Origin of the sequence: Mitsuaria sp. RG (genome assembly GCF_028369275.1) — a bacterium.
GTDB lineage: Bacteria > Pseudomonadota > Gammaproteobacteria > Pseudomonadales > Pseudomonadaceae > Aquipseudomonas > Aquipseudomonas peradeniyensis.
In genome coordinates this window covers 59,223-76,576 of sequence record NZ_JAQMYQ010000009.1, presented here as the reverse complement: position 1 = coordinate 76,576, position 17,354 = coordinate 59,223, and the positions used below count along the sequence as shown (strand labels likewise).

13 protein-coding genes and 4 tRNA genes are annotated in these 17,354 nt (G+C 62.6%); 11 read left to right on the top strand and 6 right to left on the bottom strand.

From position 1 onward, the window contains the following. Positions 1–50 precede the first annotated feature (50 nt). The 4 genes from POF53_RS07740 to POF53_RS07725 form a co-directional block, all read right to left on the bottom strand. Positions 51–126, bottom strand: a tRNA-His gene (locus POF53_RS07740). A 36-nt stretch (positions 127–162) separates the two neighbouring features. Next, a tRNA-Leu gene (locus tag POF53_RS07735) sits at positions 163–247 on the bottom strand. Between the two features lie 56 nt (positions 248–303). Further along, a tRNA-His gene (locus tag POF53_RS07730) sits at positions 304–379 on the bottom strand. Positions 380–414: 35 nt separating this feature from the next. Beyond that, positions 415–491: transfer RNA gene (locus tag POF53_RS07725), tRNA-Arg, on the bottom strand. 255 nt (positions 492–746) lie between these two features. Here POF53_RS07725 and folD point away from each other — a divergent pair. The 10 genes from folD (at position 747) to rdrB (ending at position 13,295) form a co-directional block, all read left to right on the top strand. Next, on the top strand, positions 747–1,601 hold the full coding sequence (gene folD, locus POF53_RS07720; protein ID WP_050705047.1) for a bifunctional methylenetetrahydrofolate dehydrogenase/methenyltetrahydrofolate cyclohydrolase FolD: 855 nt from the start codon (positions 747–749) through the stop codon (positions 1,599–1,601). Positions 1,602–1,887: 286 nt separating this feature from the next. Then, a complete protein-coding gene (gene ctlX / locus POF53_RS07715; protein WP_498967100.1) occupies positions 1,888–2,805 on the top strand; it encodes a citrulline utilization hydrolase CtlX in 918 nt (305 codons plus the stop codon). Between the two features lie 19 nt (positions 2,806–2,824). Continuing rightward, positions 2,825–3,871, top strand: coding sequence for an ornithine cyclodeaminase (gene ocd, locus POF53_RS07710; protein ID WP_232855867.1), 1,047 nt, complete (start codon positions 2,825–2,827; stop codon positions 3,869–3,871). 400 nt (positions 3,872–4,271) lie between these two features. Further along, positions 4,272–5,045: an ABC transporter substrate-binding protein gene (locus POF53_RS07705; protein ID WP_172402378.1), complete on the top strand. Its 774-nt coding sequence runs from the start codon at positions 4,272–4,274 to the stop codon at positions 5,043–5,045. 118 nt (positions 5,046–5,163) lie between these two features. Beyond that, the gene (locus POF53_RS07700; protein ID WP_232855866.1) at positions 5,164–5,871 is read left to right on the top strand and encodes an ABC transporter permease; all 708 of its coding nucleotides are present in this window, start codon (positions 5,164–5,166) and stop codon (positions 5,869–5,871) included. Beyond that, the gene (locus tag POF53_RS07695; RefSeq protein WP_050705042.1) at positions 5,868–6,581 is read left to right on the top strand and encodes an ABC transporter permease; all 714 of its coding nucleotides are present in this window, start codon (positions 5,868–5,870) and stop codon (positions 6,579–6,581) included. Before POF53_RS07700 ends, POF53_RS07695 begins: the two co-directional genes overlap by 4 nt. Before the next feature lie 4 nt (positions 6,582–6,585). After that, positions 6,586–7,398 (top strand): ABC transporter ATP-binding protein, encoded by an 813-nt coding sequence (locus tag POF53_RS07690; protein ID WP_232855865.1) that lies wholly within the window; start codon positions 6,586–6,588, stop codon positions 7,396–7,398. A gap of 13 nt (positions 7,399–7,411) precedes the next feature. Continuing rightward, positions 7,412–7,903 (top strand): Lrp/AsnC family transcriptional regulator, encoded by a 492-nt coding sequence (locus POF53_RS07685; RefSeq protein WP_050705041.1) that lies wholly within the window; start codon positions 7,412–7,414, stop codon positions 7,901–7,903. A 114-nt stretch (positions 7,904–8,017) separates the two neighbouring features. Further along, complete coding sequence (rdrA, locus tag POF53_RS07680; RefSeq protein ID WP_232855864.1) at positions 8,018–10,612, top strand: antiviral RADAR system adenosine triphosphatase RdrA; 2,595 nt, start codon at positions 8,018–8,020, stop codon at positions 10,610–10,612. 1 nt (position 10,613) lies between these two features. Further along, positions 10,614–13,295: an antiviral RADAR system adenosine deaminase RdrB gene (rdrB, locus tag POF53_RS07675; protein WP_232855863.1), complete on the top strand. Its 2,682-nt coding sequence runs from the start codon at positions 10,614–10,616 to the stop codon at positions 13,293–13,295. A gap of 85 nt (positions 13,296–13,380) precedes the next feature. Here the strand turns inward: rdrB and POF53_RS07670 are convergent, their stop codons facing one another. Both POF53_RS07670 and POF53_RS07665 read right to left on the bottom strand, forming a co-directional pair. After that, on the bottom strand, positions 13,381–15,063 hold the full coding sequence (locus POF53_RS07670) for a putative bifunctional diguanylate cyclase/phosphodiesterase (protein WP_232855862.1): 1,683 nt from the start codon (positions 15,061–15,063) through the stop codon (positions 13,381–13,383). A gap of 12 nt (positions 15,064–15,075) precedes the next feature. Continuing rightward, positions 15,076–16,641 (bottom strand): methyl-accepting chemotaxis protein, encoded by a 1,566-nt coding sequence (locus POF53_RS07665; RefSeq protein WP_232855861.1) that lies wholly within the window; start codon positions 16,639–16,641, stop codon positions 15,076–15,078. 276 nt (positions 16,642–16,917) lie between these two features. On the opposite strand from POF53_RS07665, the gene POF53_RS07660 reads away from it, so the two are divergent. Beyond that, positions 16,918–17,232, top strand: a complete 315-nt coding sequence (locus POF53_RS07660) for a helix-turn-helix domain-containing protein (protein ID WP_203647389.1) — start codon at positions 16,918–16,920, stop codon at positions 17,230–17,232. Positions 17,233–17,354 lie beyond the last annotated feature (122 nt).

Genomic DNA, 17,354 nt, shown 5'->3' with positions numbered 1-17,354 from the left:
AGAAACGAAAAAGGCGCCCGATCATCCGATCCGGGCGCCTTCTTCAAATATGGGGTGGACGATGGGAATCGAACCCACGACAACCGGAATCACAATCCGGCGCTCTACCAACTGAGCTACGCCCACCATAATGCAGTATTGCGGTACAGCCTTACAGAAACATGGTGCGGACGAAGAGACTCGAACTCTTACAGCTTGCGCCGCTGGAACCTAAATCCAGTGTGTCTACCAATTTCACCACGTCCGCATGAAACTCAAAAACAAAGGCGCCGGATCATTCAATCGAGGCGCCCCTGCAGAATCTGGGGTGGACGATGGGAATCGAACCCACGACAACCGGAATCACAATCCGGCGCTCTACCAACTGAGCTACGCCCACCATATTGCGGTACTGCTTACTTGCCCAGGCCTTAATGGCGCACCCGGCAGGACTCGAACCTGCGACCATCCGCTTAGAAGGCGGATGCTCTATCCAGCTGAGCTACGGGCGCTTAAGCTTACAGTCCAACCGAACAAACGAACCGCTTATTCTGCCCGACTTTGCCAACCCGTGCCAGGCAGTGCCCGACAAGTGCGGCGAATCTTATAGGCGACCCCGCAGGTCGTCAACACCTTTCGCAAAAAAATTTAAATTATTGAAGGGGTTAGGGGATTTGCCCGACCACCCGCCTTTGCCCTTGGGCCGTGTCGTGCGAGAATGCGCGCTTCTTATATATGTTCCCTTCTCGATGGTTAATCACGCGTCTATGACTGCACACCTAATCGATGGCAAGGCGATCGCCGCCAACCTGCGCCAGCAGATCGCCCAACGTGTCGCCGAGCGTCGCCAGCAGGGCCTGCGCACGCCAGGCCTGGCGGTGATCCTGGTCGGTACCGACCCGGCCTCCCAAGTCTATGTCTCGCACAAGCGCAAGGACTGCGAAGAGGTCGGCTTCATCTCCCAGGCGTTCGACCTGCCCAGCGAGACCACGCAGCAAGCCCTGACCGACCTGATCGATCGCCTCAACGATGACCCGGCCGTCGACGGTATCCTGCTGCAGTTGCCGCTGCCCGAGCACCTGGACGCCTCCCTGCTGCTCGAGCGCATCCGCCCGGACAAGGACGTGGACGGTTTCCACCCCTACAACATCGGCCGCCTGGCCCAGCGCATCCCGCTGCTGCGCCCGTGCACGCCGAAGGGCATCATGACCCTGCTGCACAGCACCGGCCAGGACCTGTACGGCATGAACGCGGTGATCGTCGGCGCGTCCAACATCGTCGGCCGGCCGATGGCCATGGAGCTGCTGCTGGCCGGCTGCACCGTCACCGTCTGCCACCGCTTCACCAAGGACCTGGCCGGCCACGTCGGCCGCGCCGACCTGGTGGTGGTCGCCGCCGGCAAGCCGGGCCTGGTCAAGGGTGAGTGGGTCAAGGAAGGCGCCATCGTCATCGACGTCGGCATCAACCGCCAGGACGACGGCAAGCTGGTCGGCGACGTGGTCTACGAGACTGCCCTGCCCCGCGCCGGCTGGATCACCCCAGTGCCGGGCGGCGTGGGCCCGATGACCCGCGCCTGCCTGCTGGAGAACACCCTGTATGCGGCTGAAGAGCTGCACAAGTAGGATGTTCCGGCAATGACGCAACGGCGCCTCTCGAGGCGCCGTTTTCGTTTGTGCACTTCATCCTCGTGGGAGCGGCGATGCGGCGACCCGACTTGCCCCGCGATGGCGATGGGGCTGCCGACGCCATCGCGGGGCAAGCCCGCTCCCACGAGTGCTATATCAGCCGATTCCGCTGCCAAGCTAGCCATTTCAGCTGGACCGGCTGCCCACCCTCCACGCTTCAGCCGGGATTGCCTCGCGATCCCTCTGACAATGGTCACACAGCCCACCCGTGGATGCGTGCCCAATGCAAACAACAAATACCGTCCTCATGATTCGCCCGGCGCGGTTCGCCTTCAACCCCGACACCGCCGCCAACAACCGCTTCCAGCAGGTGCCTCTGGACCCGCAGGCCGCCAGCGAAAAGGCCCTGGAAGAATTCGACGGCTACGTCGACACCCTGCGCCAGCACGGCGTCGATGTGCTGGTGGTGCAGGACACCCCTGAACCCCACACCCCCGACTCGATCTTCCCCAACAACTGGTGGAGCAGCCACGCCGACGGCAGCCTGGTGCTGTACCCGATGGAGGGCGAGAACCGCCGCCTGGAGCGCAGCAAGGGCGTACTGGGCGTGCTGCAGGAGCGCTTCGCCATCCAGCGCACCATCGACCTGAGCCCGCTGGAACAGCAGAATCTGTTCCTCGAAGGCACCGGCAGCATGGTCCTGGACCGCGAGCACCGCATCAGCTACGCCTGCCACTCCGGGCGCACCCACGAACGCGCCCTGCGCCAGTTCGCCGAGCGCCTGGACTACCGCCTGTGCCTGTTCAACGCCATGGACCGCCGCCAGGCGCCGATCTACCACAGCAACGTGATGATGAACGTCGGCCGCCAGCTCGCCGTGGCCTGCCTCGACGCTCTGCCCCACCCCGATGAACGCCGCACCCTGGAGCATTCGCTGCGCGACACCGGCAAGCAGGTGCTGGCGCTGAACTTCGACCAGTTGGAGAACTTCGCCGGCAACATGCTCGAAGTCCACGACCGCGACGGCCGCTCCCTGCTGGTCATGTCGCGCAGCGCCTGGAAGGCGCTCGACACCGACCAGCGCCGCCAGGTCGAGCGGCACAGCCACCCATTGGTGGTGAACATCGACCATATCGAACGCATCGGTGGCGGCAGCGCGCGCTGCATGCTCGCCGAAGTCCACCTGCCCTCGCGCCACTGACTCGACAAGGAGAATCATCATGACCCGCTACATCGACGTGCACGACCTCGCCCACCTGGTCAACCGCAAGGGATTGCCCACCTGCCTGGCCGAGATGGCCGAGTACATCCGCCAGGACTACCTGCGCTGGCACGACTTCGAGAAATGCCCGCGCCTGGCCAACCACTCGGCGGACGGGGTGATCGAACTGATGCCGGTGTCCGACGCCAACCTGTACGCCTTCAAGTACGTCAACGGCCACCCGAAGAACACCCACAATGGGCTGCTCACAGTGATGGCCTTCGGCGCCCTGGGCGATGTCGACACCGGCGCGCCGGTGCTGCTCAGCGAGATGACCCTGACCACCGCCATCCGCACCGCCGCCACCTCGGCCCTGGCCGCCCGCTACCTGGCGCGCCCGGACAGCAAACGCATGGCGCTGATCGGCAACGGCTCGCAGAGCGAATTCCAGGCCATCGCGTTCCATACCTTGCTCGGCATCGAGGAGATCCGTCTGTTCGATATCGACCGCAAGGCCTCGGAGAAACTGGCGGCCAACCTGGCCGGTTTCCCAGAGCTGAGACTGACCATCGTCGGCAGCGTGACCGAGGCGGTGCGCGGCGCCGACATCGTCACCACGGTCACCGCCGACAAGGCCTACGCCACCATCCTCACCCCACAGATGATCGAGCCGGGCATGCACCTCAATGCCGTGGGCGGCGACTGCCCGGGCAAGACCGAGCTGCACCGCGACATCGTCGAGCGGGCGCGGGTGATCGTCGAGTACGAACCGCAGAGCCGGATCGAGGGCGAGATCCAGCAGATGCCGGCGGACTCGCCGACCACCGAGTTCTGGCAGGTGGTCGAGGGGATCGCCGCAGGGCGCGAGAACGCCACGCAGGTGACGCTGTTCGACTCGGTCGGCTTCGCCCTGGAGGACTACTCGGCGCTGCGCTATGTGCTGGATGTGGCCAGGGCGCTGGACATCGGGCGCGACATCGCGCTGGTGCCGCAGCTGGAGAATCCGAAGGACCTGTTTGCCCTGCTGCAGCCGAAAGCGGCGCAACGCAAGGCCAGCGCCGCCTGACAGCCCCCCCCTGTAGGAGCGGCCTTGTGCCGCGAAAGGGCCGCAAAGCGGCCCCGGCAATCTGTGCGTCGAAGCTGATATCTGGGGCCGCTGCGCAGCCCTTTCGCGGCACAAGGCCGCTCCTACAGGGGACCGCGTACACCGCGACCGACAAGCATGACGGTCGCTCGACCTGACAGAAACCGCTGTCGCACTTCCGTAAATCTTTGTCGGAACAGCCGATTCGGCTGCAAAAAGAATCTTTACAGCCGAATCCGGCAGCCCACGCGCAGGCAAACGACACAAAAAACCTGTCTATCTCGCGCATTCTGAGCCCGACCCATGAGTCACCGACGGACCTACACGCGCTAATCGCCCTACTACCAATAACAACACCCAGGGACCCAAGACCATGCCCTCCATGCGAAAACGCCTCGGCGTGCTGCTGTTCTCGTTGTGCGCCACCACCCTCACCCAGGCCAAGGAGTGGACCGAAATCCGCTTCGGCGTCTTCCCCGAATACCCGCCGTTTGAATCCGTCGCCGCCGATGGCAGCCTGCAAGGCTTCGACATCGACCTGGGCAATGCCATCTGCGCCAAGCTGCAGGTCAAATGCACCTGGGTGCACAACGAATTCGACGGCATGATCCCCGCCCTGCGCGCCCGCAAGTTCGACGCCATCATGTCGTCGATGGCCGTCACCCCGGCCCGCCTGAAGCAGATCGACTTCAGCAACCGCCTGTTCCTCAGCCCCACCTCGGTGATCGTGCGCAAGTCGGCCGACTTCGGCGACAGCGCCGAATCGCTCAAGGGCAAGCAGGTCGGAGTGCTCCAGGGCTCGCTGCAGGAGGCCTACGCCCGCGCTGTGCTGGCGCCGCTGGGCGCGCAGGTCAAGGCCTACCAGGGCCAGGACCAGAACTACGCCGACCTGCTCAATGGCCGTCTCGACGCCACCGTCACCGACAAGCTCGAAGCCCAGCTGAACTTCCTCTCCAAGCCCGAAGGCGCCGATTTCAGGAGCGGCCCGGCGATCAAGGACCCGACCCTGCCGCTGGACATCGCCATGGGCCTGCGCAAGACCGACCCCGAGCTCAAGGCCCTGCTCGACAAGGGCATCGCCATGATCCATGCCGACGGCACCTACGCCGAGATCCAGAAGAAGTACGTCGGCGACCTGGATATCTATAACGAGTGAGTTCCCACCGGCCTCTTCGCGGGCAAGCCCGCTCCCACAGGTAACCACCAGCCTTCGGCCTGCGCACATCCTGTGGGGGCGGGTTCACCCGCGAAGAAACCACCGCGAGATCCCCGTCATGCACGACTTCCTCACAAGCGGCCTGCAAGGCTTCGGCCCGCTGCTGGCCCAGGGCACCTGGATGACCGTCAAGCTGGCCTTGCTGTCGCTGGCGCTGAGCCTCGCGCTCGGCCTGATCGGCGCCAGCGCCAAGCTGTCGCGATCCCGACTGCTGCGCCTGCCGGCCACCCTCTACACCACGCTGATCCGCAGCGTCCCGGACCTGGTGCTGATCCTGCTGATCTTCTACAGCATGCAGATCTGGCTCAACGACCTGACCGAGGCGCTGGGCTGGGACTATGTCGAGATCGACCCGTTCGGCGCCGGGGTCATCACCCTGGGCTTCATCTATGGCGCGTACTTCACCGAGAACTTTCGCGGCGCCATCCTCAGCGTGCCCGCCGGCCAGCTGGAGGCCGCCACTGCCTACGGCCTGAGCCGGGCACAGCGGTTTCGGCTGGTGCTGTTCCCGCAACTGATGCGCTTTGCCCTGCCAGGGCTGGGCAACAACTGGCTGGTGCTGCTCAAGTCCACCGCGCTGGTGTCGATCATCGGCCTGGCCGACCTGGTCAAGGCCGCGCAGAACGCCGGCAAGAGCACCAACGACGTGTTGTTCTTCCTGTGCCTGGCGGGCCTGGTGTACCTGCTCATCACCACCCTGTCCAACCGCCTGCTCAAGCACCTCGAGCGGCGCTACAACATCGGCATCAAGGAGCTGGCGCGATGATCGAACTCCTTCAGGAATACGGCCTGGCCTACCTGTACCACGACGGCAGCGGCCTGTCGGGCCTGGCCATGACCCTCTGGCTGTTCCTGGCCAGCATGGTGCTGGGCTTCGCCCTGTCGCTACCCCTGGCCCTGGCACGCACCTCGCGCCACGCCTGGCTGCGCCTGCCGGTGCAGCTGTACACCTTCGTGTTCCGCGGCACGCCGCTCTATATCCAGCTGCTGATCTGCTACACCGGGCTCTACGGCCTGCAGGTGGTGCGCGAGCATGCCCTGCTCGACCAGTTTTTCCGCAACGCGCTCAACTGCACCCTGCTGGCCTTTGTGCTCAACACCTGCGCCTACACCGTGGAGATCTTCGCCGGGGCCATCCGCAACCTGCCCGCCGGCGAATTGGAAGCGGCCCAGGCCTACGGCCTGCGCGGCTGGAGGCTCAACCTGTTCCTGGTCCTGCCGGCGGCCCTGCGCCGCTCGCTGCCGGCCTACAGCAACGAGCTGATCCTGATGCTGCACGCCACCTCGCTGGCCTTCACCGCCACCGTCGCCGACATCCTCAAGGTGGCCCGCGACGCCAACGCCGCGACCTTCCTGACCTTCCAGGCCTTCGGCGTGGCCGCCCTGCTGTACATGCTGCTGTCCTTCGCCCTGGTCGGCCTGTTCCGCGTGGCCGAACGGCGCTGGATGCGCTTCCTTGACCCTGTACGAGGCTGAACCCATGACCGCTACCGCACTGCCACTCACCACCTTCGAACAGGCCCCCTTGGCGCGAGCCCATGCCGGCACCCTCAAGCTCAGCGTCGACGGCCTGCACAAGCACTACGGCGAGCACCAGGTGCTCAAGGGCGTCTCGCTGCAGGCGCGCAAGGGCGACGTGATCAGCCTGATCGGCGCCAGCGGCTCGGGCAAGAGCACCTTCCTGCGCTGCATCAACTTCCTCGAAAAGCCCAACGCCGGCAGCATCACCCTCGACGGCCAGACCCTCGACCTGAGCAAGGGCACCCCGCCAGCGGCCCAGCTGCAAAACCTGCGCACGCGCCTGGCCATGGTGTTCCAGCACTTCAACCTGTGGAGCCACCTGACGGTGCTGGAGAACATCTGCCTGGCACCGCGCAAGGTGCTGGGCATCAGCGCCGGCGAAGCCGAGGCGCGGGCACGCAAGTACCTGGACAAGGTCGGCCTGCCGGCCCGCGCCGCCGACCAGTACCCGGCGTTTCTCTCCGGCGGCCAGCAACAGCGCGTGGCCATCGCCCGGGCGCTGGCGATGGAGCCGGAAATCATCCTGTTCGACGAGCCCACCTCGGCACTGGACCCCGAGCTGGTCGGCGAAGTGCTCAAGGTGATACAGACGCTCGCCGAGGAAGGACGTACCATGCTCATGGTCACCCATGAAATGGGGTTCGCCCGCCAGGTGTCGAGCCAGGTGCTGTTCCTGCACCAGGGCCTGGTCGAGGAAAGCGGCAGCGCCGAGATCCTCGACCAGCCACAGAGCGAGCGCCTGCGGCAGTTCCTCTCCAATCGTCTGAAGTGAAGTCACGCCGCATATGGATACCAAGGCCATCACCCCCGCCGCCGCACCGCTGGATCGCATCGACGAAGCGATCATCGACGTGCTGCGACACCAAGGAAGGATCACCTACGAGAAGCTCTCCACCCTCGTGCACCTGACCCCCAGGCCCTGCCTGGAACGGGTGCGCAAGCTGGAGCGGCGCGGGGTGATCCGCGGTTACGGGGCCATCATCGACCTGCAGCAGGTCTCCCCCGGGTTGTCGTTGCTGGTGCTGGTGGCGTTGTCCAACCAGAGCGGGCGCTCGGCGCAGCGGGCCTTCGAGGCCACCGTGCGCGCCTGCCCGCAGGTCTACGAGTGCCAGCTGATCAGCGGGCATTTCGACTACAGCCTGCGCATGCGCTGCCGCGACATGGAGCACTACCGGGTGCTGACCGAGACCTGGATGAACAACGACGAGCTGCATATCGACAAGCTGGTGGCGCATCCGGAGCTGGCGGCGGTGAAGAGTACCGCGCCGCAGGCTTGAGCCAAGGTAGCGCTTGTGGCGCAAGATAGTGGCTTAGTAACATTACTGGATCCAATGACCACGCCTCGCGGGTGAAACCGCGGGGCGTTTCCACATTTCCAGGGATGTACAGCCGTGGCCAGCAAGCAATCCAACGATTCGCGTATTCGTTTTCCCATCGAGCAGAAGGAACAGGCGGCGCAGCGGGAGCACAGTACGTTGCTGGCGCGGGATATCTATGATTCGCTGGCAAAGCTACTGGAAGAAAGCCTCGATAACTTACCTAAAAACGATGATCTCGACCAACATCGTTCTCACAGCGCAATTCTGATCGACGGCAAGCGAGGCACCGGTAAAAGTTCAGTGTTGGTCAACCTTAGCCTATATCTGGACGATCATAAAAACGACAGGCTGGCAAACGAGATCCATGTCCTTAAACCTGTAGACCCCACCCTACTGGAAGACAGTGACGACTTATTCCTAAATGTCATCGTTGCCGCGATCATTCGAGACAAGGCAGTAGCAGCAGCTCTAAGCAAGGCGACACCGAAGTCAGAAGAGTTCCATCACCAACTGCAATTACTCGGCAGTACGTTGGAGGCACTGCAATCGCAGCGCAACAAATACGGACTCGACAAGCTGCGCGCCTTTATGGGCAGCCATGACCTCAACCAGCAAGTTCACGACCTTTTCAAGAAAGCCCTTGACCTCATCGACAAGAAGCTTTTGGTTCTTCCTATTGACGACGTCGACACTTCGCTCAACCGCGCATTTGACAATCTTGAAGTCGTTCGCCGCTACCTAACCTCTCCCTATGTACAGCCGATCATCAGCGGTGATCTCGGACTCTACCACGAGGTAACCTGGAGGAATTTTTACTCAAAACTTACTAAAGATAGTAAATCGGGTGACCGGGAGACTCGAAAGACCGCGAACGACCTCGCAACAGACTACCAAAGAAAGATCATGCCCCTGCACCTGCGAATGGAGATGCCAACCGCCTCAAGCTACTTGGAAAATCCGAGAATCTTCCTAGCCAAACACGAAGACGTCTATTTCCCACTCCCTGTATTTTCACGCTGGCTGGACGCGCTCCTCAATGACAGGCTGAATAACTTGCCTGGGCGAAGACTAAATTACGAAGTTGAGACAGTACGAGAGCTCGCACAGCTGGTCTTTGCATTCAGAAAAGAAATCCCTGCTTTAAGCAAGGCCTTGGATTCGGCAGGGGTGTCACTTAATAGCGACTGGTGCCTGCACCGATTAATTTTCATGCCCACTGGCGTTCTCTCCGCCTTGGAAGATTTCCCACGAGAGTACCAGCACGCGCAGAGTCTGAGAGGAAGATCCCAGCGGGAAACAGCCAGGGATCATGCTTACAATAAATTCTTCACTGAAGCTGACAGTAAAACAAATAACAAACCCGACAACTGGAATGAACGGATTATCGAATCGAAGAAAATCCTGCTTAACTACATGCACCATAAGCATGCGCATGCCGCGACCTGCCTGGCGTTAGAGGCAGACCTGCATTTCATCGAAATTGGTAAAAACCCAAACCGTCATCTCTCCGAATTATTTGCTACTCGTTTATTCGAGCCTTTGAAACTAAGTAAGGAGAGCATCGCCACCTTCCCAGGCAAATCTACGTCACCATTGCCCGATGATTGGAAAGGGCGCGCCCCCGAGGAATGGCTAAAACTTATCAGCGAGGAGCCAGTCCCCTACGCACTGCCGGAAATTGGTCGCGCCTCCGGCAGTTTCGAACAGCCAGACAAGGCTTCACAGTTTATCATTCACCTAATGCAATACCGCAGTTACTTCAGCGAGAGCCGACAAACCGAAACCATCTTCAGCGGCAGAATTTTTGAACTGGTAATTTCCAGCCTTGTGAGAGACATATCTCCAAAAGATATTCTAAACCTTCTCAATCGCGTACCTTTTCACTCACTTCCTGGCACACTTGGCAACCACGAAAACTACGTAGAAGGCACCTTTGACGAATTTGACCAAGAATCTAGCTACGGACTATCTGGCTTCAGTGAAAAAATCAACGCTTGGCGGCGCGATTACCATATCGACCAACAATTCCTATCGAGCTGGCTAACGTTCAATGTAATGAATAACTACTTCGCAAAAACCCTTACCTTCAACCCTCCCCTGAGGGCTAACCAGAATCACGGCAACCCAAACATCGCAAGCATTTTACTTACAGCTAGGAGTGCATTCAGAACCTTATGGAATGCTTTTGCCAGGGTAGAAAAGGGGGAAATTTTCGGAATGCCTCTTGTACTCACAAGCTTCAATGTAGGCGCAAACGATAATTTCGAGCAGAATCTTGCTTACAAACAAAACATACAACCCCTACTGCGAGCCGCCGACAAACGCTCTTTTGGCCAAGAGACTCGCTCATACACATTCGCGCTGGCGCACCACCCATTATTTGATTTAATTGAGCTCCTCATCAAAGGCCACCAGATCAATCCAGAAAACAACGAAGATCAGGACATCGACGGCAGCCCGAACCCTCGCCTGATCGCCACCACCATCAAAAAACATTTTAACATCTCCGGAAAAATAGAGGATACGCTAAAAAATGCACACCCATCCTCCACTGACATTGAGGAAATTGAGAACAAGTGCATTCAGTTAGGCTTCAGCATTTACACTATCCGAAGCAACCAGTACTTTGACGCCCTCGCCAAAAAGGCCGGAACTTCGGAAAGCTGAAATGTTTCTAATTTCTCTCCTCGAACTCACCACTGGTAACTTTCTCTCCAGCAGCGAACTGGCCGAACACCTCAAGGCCGACTTGCTCTCGCGAGACCTGCCCCAGCGCCTCTGCGATGCTGGGCGCTTCGTCGAGAGCTACCAACGCTGCCTGCGGGAGGACTTGGACAGACATCATTACGGCCGTTTCCGTCTCAATGACCTGAAACTCGCCGCAGAACAACTGTGCCCGAACGAACTGTTCCGCATACCACGGCTGGACGCTCTGGACACCCTGTTCCGGACGTTCTTCCTGTGCAACGGCGACCATGTCCACTACCGCCCCGAGTACCTGACGGACTACGCCCACCTGTGCGCCATGGTCGATCCGACGCTAATCGTCGCCTGGCACCTGGCGCAACGCTTCAGGCAGAACCCGCACCTGTCGGCAGCCGACGCCCAGCGCATCGTGCAGGCCCAGCAACCGCTGTTCAGCCCACCGTCGATTGCCAACAAACCCTTTTCCGAAGGGCACGTACACCTGGGTGGTGCGCATTTCGACGGCATCATTCTGATGAACCAGATCACCCACCAGCCAGGCATGGAAGCCTTCGCACCGCTGCATCGCCTCTGCCACGGGCTACTCGGCGAATGGCCGGGGCGCCTGGATGCAAACCCAGGCAAGATTCTCAAGCTGTACCAGCGCACCCTGGGCAAGGCGCACCTGACAGACGGGCCGCTGATCCTCAGCTGGCCGGGCTTCAGCACCCTGCAGCCGCACACCGATGACCGCCGCCACCCCAGCTGGATGAAACTGCAGCTGGCCCAGGCCATCACTGCGGGTGACTTGAGCAAAGCCTGGCTGTGGCTACTGATCTGGCTGTGGACTCAGTACCAGGATGCCGAAGCGCCTCCCGTGCTTCGCATGGGCATCTTCTACCTGGTTCTGGCGCTGATGGCCGAACGGCGCAAGCTGTTGATGGACGGCCAGGGGTTGACGCGCTTTACGACGATTTATGGCGGGTTCAGCAAAGCCTCCAGGCACAACCCCCAGAAACAGCTGCTGACGTACGGCCGCGCATGCGCCCGCCAACTGTTCCAGAACCCCGAGGATTGCGCCGAACTGAAGATCACCGAAAGCATCTTCACCAGCGAGCACATGGCCAGTTGGGTCAGCGCCCTTGAACAGCACCATGGCCAACAGCCAATCACACCGCTCAAGCCGGTCACCCTGCACCAAGCCAAACACTTCCGCTCACGCATGGAACGCTGGCACCTGTGCATCCACTTCCTGCGCCGGGTGGAGCACCTGCACAAACGCGGCAAGATCTGGGCCGACGGCGAGAAACTGCACCGAAAGCTCAGAGAACATTCCGGTTGGTCGTCCCCTGAGTTTCTGCATGGCAAGGTCAGCGAGCACTTCCGTTTCGAGCCGAGCGCCTGGGTGCGCGGGCTGGACGTCGCCGGCGACGAGAACACGACCCGCAACGAGCTCTACGCTCCTATGCTGCGCTGGCTGCGTGCCGGCCTGCAGCCGGCCGGCCACGGCGATGGCTTCCAGGGCGGGCTGCACCTGAGCATTCACACCGGCGAGGACTATGCCCACCCTCTGTCGGGCATGCGCCATATCGACGAGACCGTGCACTTTTGCGAGATGCGCCACGGTGACCGCATCGGCCATGCGCTGGCGGTCGGCGTGTCGCCGCTGCAGTGGTGCCAGAACCAGGGCGACATGCTGCTGCCGGTGGACGAGCACCTGGACAACCTGGTGTGGCTCTGGCACCACGCCACGCAACTGGCAACCTGCGTCCCGCTGGCGAATCAGATCCTGCCGCGGCTGGAACGCCGTATCGCCCAGTTCGTGCCCCATGTCGCCTGGACCAGCCCTCATTACCTCAATGCGTTCTACCCTCGGCAGAAGCTCGGCAAAGGCCAGGCGCAATCCCAGCCCGAAGAGTCGCGGCGCTACATCAACCCGCACACCCTGCATGAAGCCTGGCGCTTGCGCCGCAACTGCTTCCACATGCTCGAGCAGTACCGGCTCGACGAACCCCTCGACGACAAGATGCGCGCCGCCCTGCCCGACCGGGAGATCCTCGGCACGGTCAACTTCCTCAAGCTCAATGGCCAGCATGACGACCCGGGGGCGGCGCTGCTGTACTGGCGTCGTTCCACCCTGCTCAGCCATGCCGAGTACAAGCCCCGCATGGTGCATGTGCGCATCCAGCGCCACGCCCTGGTCGAGACCCCGCCGATGCCAGGCGAGCAAGGCCTGCTGCTGGACTACGAAACCCCGGAAGAGCTGGAGTTCATGGAGGCGTTGCAGGACCACCTGATCGAAACCTGCGACCAGCGCGGGATCATCTTCGAGACCAATCCCAGTTCGAATGTGTACATCGCGCGGATCGGCAAGCACGCCGATCACCCGATCTTCCGCTGGAACCCTCCGGACGAGAGCACGCTGGAGCGCGGCGCGGTACACAATCGCTTCGGACTGCGACGCGGGCCCATCCGGGTCACGATCAATACCGACGATCCTGGGGTGATTCCGACGACCTTGCGCACCGAGTATGCGCTGCTTCAGGAAGCGGCCAAGGCGATGGGCATTTCCAGGACCCGAACCGAGGAATGGCTGGAGCGACTGCGGATCTATGCCAACGATCAGTTCCAGCGCAACCATCGGCCGGTGTTCAGGGACCGCTGACATCGCGCCGGGACCAAAGACGCAAGCATCACCAGCGTGGGAGCGGCGGTGCGCCGCTGCCACAAGCTGTACCGACAGCAGGCCCTCAGCGCCACGCCTGCGGTTGCCGGTAGTCCGCTACCCATTGCGCCACCGCCTCCACCGGCATCGGCCGGGCGATGCCGTAACCCTGGGCCAGTTCGCAGCCCAGCTCCATCAGCAGCCGTCCGTGCTCGACAGTCTCCACGCCCTCGGCGATCACTTCGCGTCCGAACGCCCGCGCCAGGCCGATCACCGCGCCAGTGAGAGTCAGGTCGTCATGGTCATGAAGGATGTCGCGCACAAAGGACTTGTCGATCTTGATGGTCTGCGCCGGCAGGCGCTTGAGGTAGCTCAACGAGGAATAGCCGGTACCGAAGTCGTCCAGCGAAAAACGCACGCCCAGGGCTCGGCAGGCATCCAGGCAACGGCCGACCCGCGGCAGATTGTCGATCGCCACCGATTCGACGATCTCCAGATCCAGATGCCCGGGCGACACCCCGGGATGACGCGCCAGCAGGCGCTCAAGGCGCTGGGCGAAGTCGCCGCGCTGCAGCTGGCGGGCGGCGATGTTGACGCTCAGTGACCAGTCTCGCCCGGACAGCTGCCACTGCTGCAACTGGGTCAGAGCCTGGTCGATGACCCACTCGCCCAGCTCGACGATCAGGTCGGTCTGCTCCACGAAGGGCAAAAACTCCCCCGGCGGCACCGGCCCCTTGGACGGATGCATCCAGCGCAACAAGGCTTCGAAACCGATCACCTGACCGCTGCGCATGTTCACCTTGGGCTGGTAGTGCAGGCACAGTTCGCCCTGGCGCAGGGCCTGGCGCACCCGCGCCACGGTCTGGTGGGTGGCCTTGAGCTCAAGCTCCTGGGACACGTCGAACAGGTGGTAGCGGTTGCGCCCGCGCTGCTTGGCCACGTACATGGCCTGGTCGGCATGGCGCACCAGGGTGTCGGCGTCCTCGTCATCCTGCGGGAACAGCGTCACGCCGATGCTCGCGCTCAGGCTCAACGACTGCTCGCGCACCACATAGGGCGCGGCCAGCGCCTGGAGAATGCGCTGCAACGCGGCATGCAACTGCTGCGGGCCTTCGATATGGCGCAGGATCAGCACGAACTCGTCGCCCGACAGGCGCGCCACCGCATCGCCACCGCGCAGGATGTGCTGCAGACGCCGGGCGACCTCCACCAGCAGCAGGTCGCCGGTGGCATGGCCGTAGCCGTCGTTGACCGCCTTGAAGCCATCCAGGTCGAGCATGCACACCGCCAACGGAATACTCTCCCGGCGGGAGAACGCCAAGGCCTGGTTGAGCAGGTCGGACAGGTAGGCGCGATTCGGCAGGCCGGTCAAAACGTCATGCCCCACCCGCCACTGCAGGGTGTGCAGCAACTGGCGCTTCTCGGTCACGTCGAAGCGGATCGACACGTACTTGCGCACCTGGCCGGTGTGCGGGTCGATCAGCGGCACCATGGTGCTGTCCACCCAGTACAACGAGCCGTCCTTGGCGCGGTTGCAGATCTCGCCCTTCCACACCCGGCCAGCAGCCAGGGCGCGCCACATCTCGAGGAAGAAGGTCGGTTCGTGCAACCCGGAATTGAGGATGCGGTGGTTGGCCCCCAGCAGTTCCTCGCGGCTGTAGCCGGAGATGCTGCAGAACTGCTGGTTGACGTAGGTGATGCAACCGCGCAGGTCGGTCTCGGAAAAGATCGCGGCCGCATCGACGGCCGCGCGGTAGTTGTCGTCCATAAGCCTCGCAACCTAGCGGTTGAAGCGCTCCACCAGGGCGCGCAGCCCGGCGCACACTTGCTCCAGTTCCGCGCCGCGCACGGCGGCGGCATTGGCGCGGCGGGCGCTCTGCTGCACCGTGCCGGCCACGCCGTTGATCTGCCGCGAGACATCCTCGGCCACGCTGGACTGCTCCTGCGAGGCTGCGGCCATCTGCTGGCTCATGTCGCTGATGCGCTGCACCGCGTGCTGGATGCCCTGCAGGGCCTCCCGGGTCAGGGCGACCTGGGTCACGCCCTGCTGCGCGCCTTCCAGGCCCTGGCTGGCGATGCTCACCGCCTGCTCGGCACCGCCGCGCAGGCTGTCGATGATCGACTGGATATGCAGGGTCGACTGGCGGGTCTTGTCGGCCAGGGCGCGCACCTCGTCGGCGACCACCGCGAAGCCGCGTCCCTGCTCGCCGGCGCGGGCCGCTTCGATGGCGGCGTTGAGCGCCAGCAGGTTGGTCTGCTCGGCGATGGCGCGGATCATTCCGGCTGCCTCGGCAATGGCACCGGTCTGACCGGCCAGCTCGTTGACCGCCTGGTTGATCTGCCCGACCGTGCCGGCCAGGCTCTGGATCGCCGCGCCGCTGGCGTCGGCCACCTGGCTGCCCTGCCCGGCCAGCAGGTGCGCGGTGTGCGCCTGCTCGGCAGTCAGTTGCACGTGGCCGGCGACCTCGCCGATGGAGGCGGCCATCTCGGTCATGGCGGTGGCGGTCAGGTCGGTTTCGGCACGCTGTTCGAGCAGTGCCGACTCGGTGCTGCGCGACAGCCGCCCGGCATCCTGGGCGGCGCCGGCCATCTGCGCGGCGAGGTCGCTCAGGCGGGTGAGCGCGGTCTTCAGGCGCGCCTCCTCGCTGATCAGGATCAGCTCCAGCTGCCCGGCGGCACCGGGCAGGTCGCTGTAGGTCAAGGCCGCGACCGGGTCGCTGAAGGTGTTGTCGGCAACCTGAACGATGCGCCGCAAGTGGCGCCCCATACGGCTTTGCGCCCACAGGCCGACACCGGCGAACAGCGCCAGGGTCAGGCCCTGGGCGGGCAGTTCAGGCAAGATCTGGTTGGCGCCAATGGCCACGGCCCCCGCCAGCAGCGGCAGCGCCATGGCCCGCCCCAGCAGGGCCAGGCGCCGGGTCGGCGACAGCGCCGCCTTGCCGTCACGCAGCCGGGCGTACAGGGCTTCGGCGCGGGCCACCTGCTCGCGGGTCGGGCGCACGCGCACCGACTCGTAGCCGACCACCTGGCCGTTGTCGAGCATCGGCGTGACGTAGGCGTTGACCCAATAGAAGTTGCCGTTGCGGCAGCGGTTCTTGACGATGCCCATCCAGCTGCGGCCGGCCTTGAGGTACTGCCACATCAGCTCGAACACCGCCTCGGGCATGTCCGGGTGGCGCACCAGGTTGTGCGGGCTGCCGATCAGCTCGTCCTGGCTGTAGCCGCTGATGGCGGCGAACTCGGCGTTGCAGTAGGTGATCAGGCTGGCCGTGTCGGTCGCCGAAATCAGCCGCTGGTGCTCGGGAAAGCTTTGCTCGACCGGATTGACCGGCAGGTTCAGACGCACGATGAGACTCCATTCATACACGGCCCGACGCATGGCCTGACAGGAGGCCAGGGGCGCCGGAACCGTTCATCCTGGATCAGTTCCAATGTCCGACAACGCTTGCACACGGGCCGGCAAATGGCCGGATCGCCCTGGACGACTACTTGAATGACTGATCAATCAAAGCGGCGAATTCTACGAATTCCATCACATTTTGCAAATAAAGGTGACGAATCATGGCGTTGCGCCATATCGACATATATCGTTAAGTGCTTGATTCTAAATGGGAATTGAGCGATGACGAGAACAGGTCTAGGTCCAGCCCTGCGCCGCTACCGCAAACTGGCGGGCTTCACTCAGGCGCAACTGGGCGAGCGAACCGGCTTCGACCCCAAGACCATCAGCCGTTTCGAAACCGGCACCTACACCCCCAGCATCGAATCGCTGGTGAGCTTCGCCGAGGCACTGGGGATCAAGCCGAAAGTGTTCTTCAGCGACCCTGACGATGAAGACGAACAACGCGCCTACCTTTTCGGCGTGATCCACAACGCCCCTCCCAAGGACCTCGGCAAGCTGATCGCCGCCGTCGATCAGGTGCTGGCCAAGCCGTGAAATCCCCCCGCGCACCACGCTAGAGCAGAAGCACCGTCACTGCACCACAACTGGTCAGACCGGTAAGGCCGAAATCACTTGCAAAGTAAAAAAAATCGGCGTTTTATGGCTCGGCAGTGAAC